General features: G+C 71.5%; 13 protein-coding genes. 5 read left to right on the top strand and 8 right to left on the bottom strand.

Features of this window, described 5'->3' with window-relative positions; translation table 11 throughout:
- Positions 1 to 41: 41 nt before the first annotated feature.
- Positions 42 to 1448, bottom strand: coding sequence for a D-alanyl-D-alanine carboxypeptidase/D-alanyl-D-alanine endopeptidase (gene dacB / locus ACZ7LT_RS17480; protein ID WP_471236909.1), 1407 nt, complete (start codon positions 1446 to 1448; stop codon positions 42 to 44).
- Positions 1449 to 1549: 101 nt separating this feature from the next.
- Here dacB and ACZ7LT_RS17475 point away from each other — a divergent pair, with 101 nt between their 5' ends.
- Together ACZ7LT_RS17475 and ACZ7LT_RS17470 are read left to right on the top strand one after the other, a co-directional pair.
- Positions 1550 to 2044: an inorganic diphosphatase gene (locus tag ACZ7LT_RS17475; RefSeq protein ID WP_019888410.1), complete on the top strand. Its 495-nt coding sequence runs from the start codon at positions 1550 to 1552 to the stop codon at positions 2042 to 2044.
- 207 nt (positions 2045 to 2251) lie between these two features.
- Positions 2252 to 3901: a threonine/serine exporter family protein gene (locus ACZ7LT_RS17470; RefSeq protein ID WP_471236992.1), complete on the top strand. Its 1650-nt coding sequence runs from the start codon at positions 2252 to 2254 to the stop codon at positions 3899 to 3901.
- A gap of 6 nt (positions 3902 to 3907) precedes the next feature.
- On the opposite strand, the gene ACZ7LT_RS17465 is transcribed toward ACZ7LT_RS17470, so the two are convergent.
- Positions 3908 to 4609, bottom strand: a complete 702-nt coding sequence (locus ACZ7LT_RS17465) for a DedA family protein (protein WP_471236908.1) — start codon at positions 4607 to 4609, stop codon at positions 3908 to 3910.
- Positions 4610 to 4737: 128 nt separating this feature from the next.
- Here ACZ7LT_RS17465 and ACZ7LT_RS17460 point away from each other — a divergent pair, with 128 nt between their 5' ends.
- On the top strand, positions 4738 to 5103 hold the full coding sequence (locus ACZ7LT_RS17460; protein ID WP_471236907.1) for a YbjQ family protein: 366 nt from the start codon (positions 4738 to 4740) through the stop codon (positions 5101 to 5103).
- A 77-nt stretch (positions 5104 to 5180) separates the two neighbouring features.
- Here ACZ7LT_RS17460 and ACZ7LT_RS17455 read toward each other — a convergent pair whose 3' ends face one another.
- Positions 5181 to 5939, bottom strand: a complete 759-nt coding sequence (locus tag ACZ7LT_RS17455) for a MerR family transcriptional regulator (RefSeq protein ID WP_471236906.1) — start codon at positions 5937 to 5939, stop codon at positions 5181 to 5183.
- A gap of 132 nt (positions 5940 to 6071) precedes the next feature.
- Here ACZ7LT_RS17455 and ACZ7LT_RS17450 point away from each other — a divergent pair, with 132 nt between their 5' ends.
- Together ACZ7LT_RS17450 and ACZ7LT_RS17445 are read left to right on the top strand one after the other, a co-directional pair.
- Positions 6072 to 7358 (top strand): ion channel protein, encoded by a 1287-nt coding sequence (locus ACZ7LT_RS17450; RefSeq protein WP_471236905.1) that lies wholly within the window; start codon positions 6072 to 6074, stop codon positions 7356 to 7358.
- A 33-nt stretch (positions 7359 to 7391) separates the two neighbouring features.
- Positions 7392 to 8798 carry a glutamate decarboxylase gene (locus ACZ7LT_RS17445; RefSeq protein ID WP_471236904.1) on the top strand — a complete coding sequence of 469 codons (1407 nt, stop codon included), beginning with the start codon at positions 7392 to 7394 and terminating at the stop codon, positions 8796 to 8798.
- A gap of 73 nt (positions 8799 to 8871) precedes the next feature.
- Here ACZ7LT_RS17445 and ACZ7LT_RS17440 read toward each other — a convergent pair whose 3' ends face one another.
- From ACZ7LT_RS17440 to ACZ7LT_RS17420, 5 genes are all read right to left on the bottom strand, one after another.
- The gene (locus ACZ7LT_RS17440; RefSeq protein WP_471236903.1) at positions 8872 to 10095 is read right to left on the bottom strand and encodes a WD40/YVTN/BNR-like repeat-containing protein; all 1224 of its coding nucleotides are present in this window, start codon (positions 10093 to 10095) and stop codon (positions 8872 to 8874) included.
- Between the two features lie 169 nt (positions 10096 to 10264).
- The gene (locus tag ACZ7LT_RS17435; RefSeq protein ID WP_471236902.1) at positions 10265 to 11026 is read right to left on the bottom strand and encodes an ABC transporter permease; all 762 of its coding nucleotides are present in this window, start codon (positions 11024 to 11026) and stop codon (positions 10265 to 10267) included.
- The gene (locus ACZ7LT_RS17430; protein WP_471236901.1) at positions 11023 to 11967 is read right to left on the bottom strand and encodes an ATP-binding cassette domain-containing protein; all 945 of its coding nucleotides are present in this window, start codon (positions 11965 to 11967) and stop codon (positions 11023 to 11025) included. Before ACZ7LT_RS17430 ends, ACZ7LT_RS17435 begins: the two co-directional genes overlap by 4 nt.
- A gap of 77 nt (positions 11968 to 12044) precedes the next feature.
- Positions 12045 to 12689 carry a PadR family transcriptional regulator gene (locus ACZ7LT_RS17425; RefSeq protein ID WP_471236900.1) on the bottom strand — a complete coding sequence of 215 codons (645 nt, stop codon included), beginning with the start codon at positions 12687 to 12689 and terminating at the stop codon, positions 12045 to 12047.
- Positions 12690 to 12752: 63 nt separating this feature from the next.
- Entirely contained in the window at positions 12753 to 13295 is a 543-nt protein-coding gene (locus tag ACZ7LT_RS17420) for a DinB family protein (protein WP_471236899.1), read from the bottom strand.
- Between the last annotated feature and the right edge of the window lie 26 nt (positions 13296 to 13321).

Genomic DNA, 13321 nt, shown 5'->3' with positions numbered 1-13321 from the left:
CTGCCGGGCGCGGGGGTGAGGGTCCTGCGGCTGGCGGGGCGTCAGCGGGGTGGCGCGAGGGCCGCGGACAGCCGGTCGAGGGCGGGCTGGGCGGTGTCGGGGGAGGGGGTGCGGCCGGCGAGGAAGGCGAAGGCGAGGAGTCGGCCGTCCGCGGTCACGACGGTCCCGGCGAGGGTGTTGACGCCGGTGAGGGTGCCGGTCTTGGCGCGGACGAGTCCGGCGCCGGGTGAACCGTCCTCGAAACGGCTGCGGAGGGTGCCGCTGAAGCCGCCCACGGGCAGGCCGGTGAGGACGGGGCGCAGGGCGGGCCTGGCCGGGTCGGCGGCGCGGGTGAGCAGGGTGGTGAGGAGGGCCGCGGAGACCTGGTCGCGCCGGTCGAGGCCGCTGCCGTCGGCGAAGCGGGCGCCGGTGAGCGGGACCTCCAGCCGGGCGAGGGTGGTGCGTACGGCCTTGGCGGCGCCGTCGAAGCTGGCGGGCCGGCCGGTCTTGAGCGCGGTCTGGCGGGCGAGGGCTTCGGCGAGGTCGTTGTCGCTGTGGGTCAGGGTGCGCTCCACGAGGGCCGAGAGGGGGGCCGAGAGCGTCTTGGCGACCGTGACGGCCTCGGGGCCCTTGGGGGCGCGGCCGGGGGCGGGGGCGGCCTCGACGGACACGCCCGCCTTCCCGAGGAGCTTTCCGAAGGCGTTGGCGGCGTCGAAGGCCGGGTCCCCGCTGCGGCGGGCGGTGCCGTACGTGGAGTCGTCGAGCCGGCCCGCGTGGAGCATGAGGGGGACGACGGGGGCGAGGTTGTCGTTGGGGCCGATGCGGTGCATGACCGGGCCCTGGTAGAGCGAGGTGTCGTAGGCGAGGCGGACGGTGGTGACGCCCCGGTCGCGCAGGGCGCGGGCGGTGCCGACGGCCAGGGCGCGCAGCCGGGTCCGGTCGAGGGTGGCGTCCCCGCCGCCGACCAGGGTGATGCGGCGGGCGTCCTTGGCGGCGACGACGGTGGTGGGGATGCGATGGTCGGGGCCGAGGGCGGTGAGCGCCGCCACCGCTGTGGCGATCTTGATCGTGGAGGCGGGGGTCATCGGGGTGGTGTCCCCGGAGCCGTACAGCCGCTTGCCGGTGGTGGCGTCGACGACCGAGGCGGAGCGCAGCGGGCCGAGGCCGGGGTCGTTCAGGAGCGGTACGAGCGTGGGGGCGAGGTCGCCCGGGGCGGCGCCGCGCGGGGCGGCGAGTGCGGTGAGCACTCCGGCGGCGCTGGGCGCGGGCGCAGGGGTGGGGCGCTGGGGGCCGGGCGCGGCCGGTTCGTGATGTGCGCCACCTGTGCCCTCCTGGGCGGCCGCCCAGGACCGCTCGGCCTTACGCTGACCGGAGTCCCAGGGGCCTGCCGCGGTCACGGCCCCGGCCGCGAGGGCGAGGCCGAGCACGGCTGAGCCCGCCGTGAGCTGCCACAATCTCGGTTCCGGCATCGCTGACCAGCCCCTTTCGCGATCACACACATGCGTGAGGGACACTTAACCACTGCGCCATGTCGCAAGCAGACATATGTGTTGATCAGGAGGAGCCACCCGTGGAGTTCGACGTCACCATCGAGATCCCGAAGGGATCGCGGAACAAGTACGAGGTCGACCACGAGACCGGTCGGATCCGCCTTGACCGTCGCCTCTTCACCTCGACCAGCTACCCGGCCGACTACGGCTTCGTGGAGAACACCCTCGGCGAGGACGGCGACCCGCTGGACGCGCTGGTGATCCTGGACGAGCCGACCTTCCCCGGCTGCCTGATCAAGTGCCGCGCGATCGGCATGTTCCGGATGACCGACGAGGCGGGCGGCGACGACAAGCTGCTGTGCGTGCCGGCCTCCGACCCGCGTGTCGAGCACCTGCGGGACATCCACCACGTCTCCGAGTTCGACCGCCTGGAGATCCAGCACTTCTTCGAGGTCTACAAGGACCTGGAGCCGGGCAAGTCGGTCGAGGGTGCCAACTGGGTCGGCCGCGCCGAGGCCGAGGCCGAGATCGAGGCCTCCTACAAGCGCCTGGAGGCGCAGGGCGGCGCCCACTGAGCGGGTTTCCCGCCGAAGCGCCGGTGAGGCGCTGCTGAACGTCCGACGGGCGGTGCACCCCACGGGGTGCGCCGCCCGTCTTCGTCCCGGGGTGCGCCGCCCGTCGTGTCGCGGGGGCGCCGCCGCCCGTCTCGCGTGCGACCGGCTGACCGTGTCCATACTGGGCAGACGGGTCGCATGGGTCGCATGGAAGTGAGGACGAACAGAGTGGTGGCGGAGCCGGACGGTCCGGAGGACCGTAAGCCGCAGTCGGACGAGGCGCACAGCGCCTTCACCCCGCCGGCCGGGGTCGAGCAGCCTGTCGTACCGGAGGAGGAGCATCCGACCTCCGAGTTCGCCCTTCCCGAGGGCGTGGACGCCGAGGGTCCGCCGGAGCAGGAAGGTTCCGCCTTCGCGCCGCCCTCCACCTATTCGGCGCGCAAGTCGCCGCCCGTCTTCACCCCGGCCCACGGCGTGCCGATGGTCCGGCTGTCCAAGGACGCGCCCTGGCAGGACCGGATGCGCACCATGCTGCGGCTGCCGGTCAGCGAGCGGCCGGTGCCCGAGCTGGCCGCCCGGAAGGACGACGAGACCGGCCCGGCCGTCCCCCGCGTGCTTGACCTGACGCTCCGTATCGGCGAGCTGCTGCTCGCGGGCGGCGAGGGCGCCGAGGACGTCGAGGCGGCGATGTTCGCGATCTGCCGCAGCTACGGCCTCGACCGGTGCGAGCCGACGGTCACGTTCACCCTGCTGTCGATCACGTACCAGCCGTCGCTGGTGGACGACCCGGTCACCGCGAACCGGACCGTACGGCGGCGGGGCACCGACTACACCCGCCTTGAGGCGGTCTACCAGCTCCTCGCCGACATCAACGCCGAGGACCACGATGTCTCACCGGAGGAGGCCTACCGGCGCCTCGCCGAGATCCGCCGCAACCGGCACCCGTACCCCGGCTGGGTGCTCACGACGGCCGCCGGTGTGCTGGCCGGCGCGGCGTCCGTGCTGCTCGGCGGCGGGCCGACCGTCTTCTTCGTGGCGGCGCTCGGCGCGGTGCTCGGTGACCGGCTGGCGTGGTTCTGCGCGGGGCGCGGGCTGCCGGAGTTCTACCAGTTCCTGGTGGCGGCGATGCCGCCGGCCGCGATGGGGGTCCTGCTGACCCTGCTCCACGCCGAGCTGCTGCCGTCCGCGGTCATCACCGGTGGCCTGTTCGCCCTGATCCCGGGGCGGGCGCTGGTCGCCGCCGTCCAGGACGGCCTGACCGGCTTCTACATCACCGCGTCCGCACGGCTCCTGGAAGTCGGCTACTTCTTCGTCGCGATCGTGGTCGGCGTGCTGTCCGTGCTGTACGTGGCCGTGCAGTTCGGGGCCAATCTCAACCCCGAGGGGATCCTCGAACCCGTCGAGCGGCCCGCGGTCCAGATCGTCGCCTCGATGGTGCTCTGCCTGACCTTCGCGGTCCTGCTCCAGCAGAGCCGCGCGACGGTGCTCTTCGCGACGCTCAACGGCGGCGTGGCCTGGGTGATCTTCGCGTCCATCGCGGTGACCGCGGAAGGGTCGGCGGTGATGGCGACCGCGGTGGCGGCGGGCCTGGTGGGCCTGTTCGGGCAGCTGATCGCCCGCTACCACCACACCTCGTCCCTGCCGTACGTGACAGCGGCGATCGGACCGCTGCTGCCCGGTTCGGCGACGTACTTCGGTGTCCTCGCGATCGCCCAGAACAACCTCGACCAGGGCTTCACCTCACTGGCCAAGGCGGCCGCGCTGGCCCTGGCGATCGCGATCGGCGTCAACCTCGGCGGCGAGCTGGCCCGCCTCTTCATCCACGCCCCGGGCAGCGGCGCGGGCCGCCGCGCGGCCAAGCGGACCCGCGGCTTCTAGCCGCCGCTAGCGCTTGGCGTGGCGGCCGCGCTGGGACTGAGGCTGGGACTGGGACGCCGAGGGGGCCGCCTCGTCCGCCTTCGCCTTCTTGCTCTGGGAGCGGGCGCGGAGGTACTCGATCACGATCGGGACCACGGAGATCAGCACGATCAGGATGAGGATCGCCTCGATGTGCTCATGCACGAAGTCGATCTTGCCGAGCGAGGCGCCGAGGAGCGTGACGCCCGCGCCCCACAGCACACCGCCGATGATGTTGAACGTGATGAACGAGCGGTAGTTCATCCGGCTCACGCCCGCGATGATCGGCGTGAACGTCCGCACGATCGGCACGAAACGGGCCAGGATCAGCGACTTGGGGCCGTGCTTCTCGAAGAACTCGTGCGCCTTCTCCACGTTCTCCTGCTTGAACAGCTTGGAGTCCGGGCGCTTGAAGAGGGCGGGGCCGACCTTCCGGCCGAAGAGATAGCCAACCTGGTCGCCGATGATCGCCGCGAGGACGATCAGCGTGCACACCAGCCACAGGGGGGTGTCGAGGGCGCCCGTCGTGACCAGCAGACCGGTGGTGAACAGGAGCGAGTCGCCGGGCAGGAAGAACCCGATCAGGAGGCCGGACTCGGCGAAGACGATGACCAGGACGCCGATCAGGCCGAAGGTCTCGATCAGAAAGTCCGGGTCGAGCCAGCTCGGTCCGAGCGCAAGCGTATTCACGGGTTCCGGGCTCCAGGTTCGAATGCGGGGGGACGGCTGCCCAAAGCTATCAACGCTTGCGGACAGCCACCGGTTCCACCGGCCTCCCTCAGGGTGCGACGAGCACGCTCCGGCAGGAAGCTGTCGCCATGGGTATCGAAGAGTACGGCGGCGGGCAGGGCCCGCACCCCGATGTGCTGGTCGTCACCACCAATGATGTGCCCGGGTTCCAGGTGCAGCAGGTGATCGGCGAGGTCTTCGGCCTGACCGTACGGTCGCGGCATCTGGGCAGCCAGATCGGCGCGGGGCTGAAGTCGATGATCGGCGGCGAGCTCAAGGGGCTGACGAAGACCCTGGTGGAGACCCGCAACCAGGCGATGGAGCGGCTGATCGACCAGGCCCGGTCGCGGGGCGCCAACGCGGTGCTGATGTTCCGCTTCGACGTGACCGAGGCGGCGGACGTGGGCACGGAGGTCTGCGCCTACGGCACGGCCGTGGTCATCGCCCGCGCCTGAGCCCCCGGGCCCGTACGGGGAGCGGGGACCCGACCCCCGTACGGGCCCCCGACCGAGCCCCCGCCCCCCGCTGCTCGTCACACGTTCCGCACGCCGTTGGCGAGGATCGCGTCGTGCAGGTACTGCGCCAAGCCCGGCTTCATCTCGTCGAAGTACTGCCGGAACCGCTCGTCCGTGACGTACATCTCGGCCAGGCAGGTGTGGAACTCGTGGCTGCACTCGTAGTAGAAGCGGCAGATCTGCTGCCGCGCCTCCTCGGCGAGGTCCATGGCGGCCTCGCCGTCGGCGGGAGCGCCGGAGTCCATGAGGGCCGTGAAGCGGCGGCCCCAGTCCTCCTGCTCCTGCTTCATCCGCAGCCAGTCCTCCTTGGTGTACGAGGCCGTCCTGCGCTGTGACTCGGCGTAGGCGTCCGTGGTGCCCCAGCGCTCCTCGACCTCCTCCGCGTACTGCTCCGGGTCCCTGTCCCCGAAGACCTCGAACTTCTCCTCGGGCGTGAGGTTGATGCCCATCTTCTTCGCCTCCATGGCGTGCTCGACGGCCTCGGCCATCTTCTGGAGCTCGGCGATCCGGGCGGTCAGCAGCTGATGCTGGCGCCGCAGGTGCTCCTGCGGGTCCGCCTGCGGGTCGTCGAGCAGTGCCGCGACCTCGTCGAGCGCAAAGCCCAGCTCCCGGTAGAACAGGATCTGCTGCAGCCGGTCCAGGTCAGCGTCGTCGTAACGCCGGTGGCCTGCGTGACTGCGGCCACTCGGAGACAGCAGCCCGATCTCGTCGTAGTGGTGCAGCGTGCGCACCGTGACTCCGGCGAACCGGGAGACCTGCCCCACGGAGTAGCTCATGGCTTTCCGCTCCCTTCTCTCTTCGGTACGGGCACTTTTCGGTACGGGCATCAGCCTCGGGCCTCACGCAACGTGAGGTGCAAGTCCGAATCTCGGGATGTTATGCCGCATTCGCCCACTTATGGTGGGCTCGTGGCTCCTGATGCACCCTCAGCACCGCCCCCGCCGCTGCCGACCCCCGTCCGAGTCCTGCTGCCGCAGATCGTGCCCGCCCTGCTGATCGGGGTGGGCGCGAGCCTGCTTCTGCTGGGGGTCGACGAGATCGCCGAGCTGTTCAAGGACGTGCTCTGGGAGACGCTTCCGCACGCGCTGGGGATCGGCGGCTTCTCCTCTCTGTGGATGATCACCATCCTCACGGCCACGGGCGCCGCCGTCGGTCTGGTCGTCTGGAAGGCGCCCGGGCACGCCGGACACGACCCCGCCACCATGGGCCTGGGGGACGAGGCGCCGGTGTCGCCCGTGGTGGTGCCGGGGCTGCTCGTCGCCGCCGTCCTCGGGCTGGCAGGCGGGGTCAGCCTCGGCCCCGAGAACCCGATCATCGCCGCCAACATCGCCCTCGCCTACTGGCTGGGCCGCCGCGCCCAACCCGTCGCACCCGCCGCGCTATGGGTGTCCCTGGCCTCTGCGGCCACCATCGGCGCCCTCTTCGGCACGCCGGTGGCGGCAGCCCTCGTCATCTCCGAGGCGCTCACCCGGCAGCCCGGAGACCGCTCGCTCTGGGACCGGCTCTTCGCCCCGCTGGTCGCCGCCGGCGCCGGCGCGACAACCACCGCCCTGATCGCCCACCCCACCTTCGACATCTCCCTGCCGCCCGTCACCTATCCCGGGTGGGGCGATCTGCTGGCGTCGCTCGTGATCGCCCCCGCCGCCGCCCTCTTCGGGCTCGTCGCCGTCCACGCCTTCCCCTTCGTCCACGCCGCCTTCCGGCGGCTGCCCCATCCGATGGTGATGCTGCCCCTGGGCGGTCTGACGCTCGGCCTGCTGGGCGCCCTGGGCGGGCATCTGACCCTCTTCAAGGGTCTGCACGAGGTGAAGGAGATCGCCGCAGACCCCGACGGCCGCAGTGCGGGCGCCTTCGCCGCCCTGGCCGCGGTGAAGCTGGCCGCCCTGCTCGTGGCCGCCTCGTGCGGCTTCCGCGGCGGCCGGATCTTCCCCGCGGTCTTCATCGGCGCCGCCCTGGGGCTCTGCGCGCACGCCCTCGTCCCGGCCGTCCATCCGGCCGTCGGTGTCGCCTCCGGCGTACTCGGCCTCCTCCTCGCGATCACCCGGCAGGGATGGATCAGCCTCTTCACCGCCGCCGTGCTCGTCGCCTCCCCCGCCATCCTCGCGCTGCTGTGCATCGCTTCCCTGCCCGCCTGGCTGCTCGTGACCGGCCGCCCCCAGATGCAACTCGACGCATCCGGCGCGCCCCTGCGCTGACCTGTTCAGCCGACCTGTTCCCAAGGAGTTCCCGTGCCGCTGCACCAGCCCCAGGGCGAGCCCGACCGCCGGCTCGCTCTCAACCCCTTCTTCGGCGAGGCCAATCCGGTCGGCGGCATGACCGAGGCCCCGCCCAAGCACCGCCTCCCGGACGGACCGCTCCCGCCGAGCAGCGCCTACCAGCTGGTCCACGACGAGCTGATGCTCGACGGCAACTCCCGGCTCAACCTCGCCACCTTCGTGACGACCTGGATGGAGCCCCAGGCCGGGGTGCTGATGGCCGAGTGCCGCGACAAGAACATGATCGACAAGGACGAGTACCCGCGCACCGCCGAGCTGGAGCGGCGCTGTGTGGCCATGCTCGCCGACCTCTGGAACGCCCCGAACCCGGCCACCGCGGTCGGCTGCTCGACCACGGGCTCGAGCGAGGCCTGCATGCTCGCCGGCATGGCGCTCAAGCGCCGCTGGGCCCAGCGGCACCCCGACCGCTATCCCGCCAGCGCCCGCCCCAATCTGGTGATGGGCGTCAACGTGCAGGTCTGCTGGGAGAAGTTCTGCACATTCTGGGAGGTCGAAGCCCGTCTGGTCCCGATGGAGGGCGACCGCTTCCATCTGGACCCGCAGGCGGCGGCCGAGCTCTGTGACGAGAACACCATCGGGGTGGTGGCCGTGCTCGGCTCCACCTTCGACGGCTCCTACGAACCCGTCGCCGAGATCTGCGCCGCCCTGGACGCCCTCCAGGAACGCACCGGTATCGACATCCCCGTCCATGTGGACGGCGCCTCCGGCGCGATGGTCGCCCCCTTCATCGACGAGGATCTGGTCTGGGACTTCCGGCTGCCACGGGTCTCCTCCATCAACACCTCCGGTCACAAATACGGTCTGGTCTATCCCGGGGTCGGCTGGGCGCTGTGGCGCTCGCCCGCCGAGCTCCCCGAGGAGCTGGTCTTCCGGGTCAACTACCTGGGCGGTGACATGCCCACCTTCGCCCTCAACTTCTCCCGCCCCGGGGCGCAGGTGGTCGCGCAGTACTACACCTTGCTGCGCCTGGGCCGGGCGGGCTACCGGGCGGTCCAGCAGACCACCCGGGACGTCGCCCGCGGTCTCGCCGAACGCATCGAGGCGCTGGGCGACTTCCGGCTCCTCACCCGGGGCGATCAGCTGCCCGTCTTCGCCTTCACCACCGCACCGGGCGTACGGAACTTCGACGTCTTCGACGTCTCGCGCAGGCTCCGGGAGCGCGGCTGGCTGGTGCCCGCCTACACCTTCCCCGCGAACCGGCAGGACCTCTCCGTCCTCCGCGTGGTCTGCCGCAACGGCTTCTCGACCGACCTCGCCGCGCTGCTGGTGGAGGACCTGGACCGGCTGATGCCCGAACTCCGGGCCCAGTCCGGCCCCTTGACCCACGACAAGGAGGCGGCGACCGCCTTCCACCACTGACCACCGTCCGGAGCGGGGCCCGACGGTGGGTGGCGGAAAGCCCGGCGGAGGCCGGCGCGACGGGGCGGGCAGCTCAGGACTCCGTGCCGCAGGCCAGCCGCACCGCCGACCAGCGGACCCCGTCGGCGGATATGCCGTACTCACAGCCCACGACGGGCCCGCGGAGCAGTCCGACGGGCGTACGGCTCACATGGCCGAGCCTCTCGCCCGAGCGCTGGAAGGTGGAGCCGCCGTCCATGCTGGTGTACGCCCCCATCTCGCCGTGGACGGTGACCCTGCCGCCGCGCCCGGGGACCGGCAGGCCGAGCAGCGTACGCGGCTCGTCGGTCGAGGTGGTGGTCCACATCCGCTGCCATGTGCGGCCGCCGTCCAGCGAGCGGTGCAGCGCCCGCATCGGATTCTTGGCCGGTTCACCGCCTGTCAGCTCTCCCATCTCGGCGGCGTAGACCGCGTCCGGTCCGACCGCAACCGAGACGCCCCAGGGGTTGGTCGTGGGCGGCGACGGCAGGACGCTCGTCGACCAGCTGCGCCCCGCGTCCCGTGACACCGCCACCGCCGGACGCTTCGACACCGGATCGACGCCGGACGCCCACCAGGAGCCGTCGGGCTCCGCCACCTCGGCGGGCCGCAGAGACGGTCCGAGCTGCGGCCCGCGTGCGAGGGCCCTGAACTTGCCGTCCTCGGGCGAGATCACCAGCAGCTGCCGCCGGGCGCAGTCGTCCACGATCGCGCCAGGCGGCTGGGCGCAGCCGAGGGTCACGGCACCGCCCGCCGGGATGGTCGCGACCGTGCCGGTCGGCCGCCCTTCCCCCTTCGTCCAGGAGCGACCGCCGTCGCGGGTGAACCAGGTCCGCAGCGGATGCTCCTCGCTCCCCTCCTGGATGAGTGCGCGGCCGGGCCCGAGGACGGTGAGCTGCGCAGAGACGCCGTGGGTGCCCCGCACTTCGGTGAGCGGAGATCTGCGCAGCTCCCAACTGGCCGCGCCCTTGTCCAGGACGGCGACATGCTGCCGGCAGAAGCTGTTCTCCGGCCGCGCCTCGTCCTCGACGCAGCGGGCCAGGAGGGTGAACCCGCTGCCGTCGGCGGCGAATCCGGGGCTGTGGGCCCAGCCGGGCAGGTCCGGCGCCGACGGTATGCGCGGCGGCGCCTGTGCCCCCGCCGACGGGCCCGACGCCCCCTCACTCCGCGAGGGCGCCGCGGAGCGCCCCGCGGGCTCCGCCGTACATCCCGCCGTCCCGGCCGTACCCACCAACACCAGCGCCACGACGGCGCCCGCTGCTCCGATGTGTCCGCGCATCGCGCTCCCCCTGTCCGAGGCTGTCCCGAAGCCGGTCCGCGGTGAACCGTCTGCTTCTGGTACACCGCTCACCGGCTTCGGGTTCCACGATTCGCCGTACGACTTTCCGAGCCGCGAAAAGCAGGAAGCGATCCGCTCGGCCGACTCAGCGGCTCAGCGGCTCAGCGGCTCAGCGGCTCAGCGCCTGGAACCTCCGTACCGCCAGCGGAAAGAAGACCGCGATCAGCGCCACCGGCCAGATGATCGCCGCCGCCATGTGCCCCGGCTCCCCGCCCGGGTTGGCGAACAGGTCCCGTACCGCCGTGGCCGTCGCCGACATCGGGTTCCACTCCACCACGGTCCCCAGCCAGTCGGGCATGGACTCCGGGGACGCGAACGCGTTGGAGAGGAACCCCACCGGCCAGACGAGGATCTGCACCGCCTGCACCAGCTCGGGCCGCCCCGCCACCATGCCCAGGAAGATCCCGATCCACAGCATCGCGAACCGCAGCAGAAGCAGCAGCCCCACGGCCCCCAGAGAGGCTCCGAGGCCCCCGTTGGCCCGCCAGCCGATCGCGTAACCGACGGCGATCATCACGGCCAGGCCGAGCGCGGACTGCAGCATGTCGGCGACCGCACGCCCCACCAGTACCGCGCTGTTGGCCATCGGCATGGACCTGAAGCGGTCGACGACCCCCTTGTTGAGGTCCTGGGTGACCGCGGTCATGGTGCCTTCCAGGCCGAACGCCATGGTCAGCGCAAGCATCCCCGGCACGAGGAAGTCGACGTACGTGCCCTCGACCTCGCGCCCGCCACCGACGAGGTAGCCGAACATCAGCAGCAGCATCACCGGGAAGACCAGGCCGACCACGACCTGCACCGGCTGCCGTGCCCAGTGGGCGAGTTCGCGCCGGGTCATCGTCCAGCTGTCGCTCAGGACGTACGTACTCATGCCGTCACCTCCACCGTCTCGCGTCCGGCCGTGAGCGTCAGGAACACCTCGTCGAGGGTCGGCCTGCGCAGTGCGATGTCCTCCGCCTCGATCCCGGCCTCCTCCAAGGCACGTACGGCCCCGGCCAGGGCCGTCATCCGGTCTGTCACCGGCGCGCTGACCAGGCGCCGGTCCTCGTCGACGGCCGTCTCGCCAGGCAGCAGCGCGGCCGCCCACCGCAGCTGCTCCGCGTGGCGCACCACGACGTCGATCCGGTCCCCGCCGACCTGGCTCTTCAGTCCGTCGGCGGTGCCCTCGGCGATGACCCGCCCCTGGTCCACCACCGAGATGCGGTCGGCGAGCTGGTCGGCCTCCTCCAGGTACTGGGTCGTCAGCAGCACGGTCGTGCCCCCGCCGACCAGTGAGCGCACGGAGGCCCACACCTCGGCGCGTCCCCTCGGGTCGAGGCCCGTGGCGGGCTCGTCCAGGAACAGCACCGCGGGCTCCGTGATCAGCGAGGCCGCCAGGTCGAGGCGGCGCCGCATGCCGCCGCTGTACTGCTTGACCGGCTTGCGCCCGGTGTCCGTGAGCCCGAACCGCTCCAGGAGCTCGTCCGCCCGCACCCCGGCCCGCCGCGCGCCCAGGTGGTACAGCCGCCCGAACATCTCCAGGTTCTGGCGGCCGCCGAGCTCCTCGTCGACCGCCGCGTGCTGTCCGAGGAGCCCGATCCGTCGACGTACCTCGCGGGCCTGGGTCCGTACGTCGTGTCCGGCGACCTCGACCTTGCCCTCGTCCGCCCGCAGCAGCGTGGCCAGCATCCGGACCGTGGTGGTCTTGCCCGCTCCGTTGGGGCCGAGCAGCCCGTGCACCGTGCCCTGCGCGACCCGCAGGTCCAGCCCGTCCAGCGCCCACTTCTCCCCGTACCTCTTCCGCGCGCCTTCGACGACGATCGCGTCAGTCATTCCGCTCCTCCAGCCCAGTAGTCAAACTTGACCACTCGATCGAAAGTAACCCCGGATCGCCGATTGGTCAAACTTGATTAGTCTTGATCTCCTGGATGCGGCTCACCGGTGGCGAACGGGTTCTCCTGGTCGTCGGCGAGGACACCCACGAAGGGCTCGCCTCCTTCTCCGGCGAAGACGTACGCCCCGCCCTCGATCCGCTCGATCAGCCCGCGCGTCCACTGCGCGCCGGTGTCCGCCGAGTGCACCCACAGGTGCATGATTTCGCCGATGTGGCCCAGCTGCTCCGTGCCGGCCTCCGGGGTGTAGTACTCCGTGACGCTGTCCCGCCACTTCCGGAGCCCCTCCACCCGCTGCTTCAGCAGGGCGACGGCCTCATCCCGCGGCAGGTCGACGATGAGGCCGAGCCCGGCGGACAGCACGTCCAGCTTCGTGTCGTGCGACTTCAGCGCCTCGCGCAGCAACGAGAAGTACTCGGCCGTGCCCTTCTCCGTGACCTCGTACTCGGTCCGCGGCGGCCCGCCGGCGGTGCTCGGCGCGATCTCATAGGCGTGCAGAAGCCCCTGCTTCGCCATCTGCTTCAGCGCGTGATAGATCGAGCCGGGCTTGGCGTTCGACCACTCGTGCGCGCCCCAGTACTCCAGGTCGTTGCGGACCTGATAGCCGTGGGCCCGCCCGTGCTGCCGCACGGCACCGAGAACAAGAAGCCGGATCGCCGACATCGCCACACTCCCTAATCAACTTTGACTAGGGTACGGGCCCCTGTTGAGGTCCCGGCCGAGGCACTACGCGCCCTGCTGCTCCACCGCGATCAGGTCGAAGGCGCCCTTGCCGTCCAGGGACTCCCGGATGATGTCCGCGTGCCCGGCGTGCCGCCCGATCTCCTCCACCAGGTGAAGCATCAGCCAGCGCATCGACACCCCGCCGTCCTTGGGGAACCAGGGCGCCGGCGGCAGCGGGAACGTGTCGTCCAGGCTCGGGACCGAGCGGATGAACGCCTCGGTCTGCTTCGCGACGTCATCCCAGAAGGCCAGCATCTCCGGCACCGTCTCACCGTCGACCAGACGGAAGCTGTCGCCCCAGGTCTCCTCGGTGCGCGCCTTCTCGTTCGGCCGCTGCTGAGCCATCCGCAGCCAGTTCAGCTCCATCTCGGCGACATGCTTGAGCAGCCCGGAGAGCGAGAGCTCGCTCGCGCTGGGCCGGCTCGCCGCCTGCTCCTCCGTAACGCCCAGCACGGACCGGCGGATGGCGCCGCGCTGCGCCTCGACGAAGCTGATCAGCGCGCCGCGCTCGTCGCCGTGAGCCTCCGCGGGAACGTGAGTGACCATGGTGTCCGCCTTCCGGTCTGCTCCGG

The organism is Streptomyces sp. NPDC039465 (assembly GCF_055639315.1).
This window is presented reverse-complemented; position numbering and strand designations above follow the sequence as displayed.

Coding starts and splice junctions, on each gene's coding strand:
- ACZ7LT_RS17460 (WP_471236907.1), top strand. CDS start 4,738: ATGGGTATCGAAGAGTACGGCGGCGGGCAGGGCCCGCACCCCGATGTG.
- dacB (WP_471236909.1), bottom strand. CDS start 1,448: ATGCCGGAACCGAGATTGTGGCAGCTCACGGCGGGCTCAGCCGTGCTC.
- ACZ7LT_RS17430 (WP_471236901.1), bottom strand. CDS start 11,967: ATGACTGACGCGATCGTCGTCGAAGGCGCGCGGAAGAGGTACGGGGAG.
- ACZ7LT_RS17425 (WP_471236900.1), bottom strand. CDS start 12,689: ATGTCGGCGATCCGGCTTCTTGTTCTCGGTGCCGTGCGGCAGCACGGG.
- ACZ7LT_RS17455 (WP_471236906.1), bottom strand. CDS start 5,939: ATGAGCTACTCCGTGGGGCAGGTCTCCCGGTTCGCCGGAGTCACGGTG.
- ACZ7LT_RS17435 (WP_471236902.1), bottom strand. CDS start 11,026: ATGAGTACGTACGTCCTGAGCGACAGCTGGACGATGACCCGGCGCGAA.
- ACZ7LT_RS17440 (WP_471236903.1), bottom strand. CDS start 10,095: ATGCGCGGACACATCGGAGCAGCGGGCGCCGTCGTGGCGCTGGTGTTG.
- ACZ7LT_RS17420 (WP_471236899.1), bottom strand. CDS start 13,295: ATGGTCACTCACGTTCCCGCGGAGGCTCACGGCGACGAGCGCGGCGCG.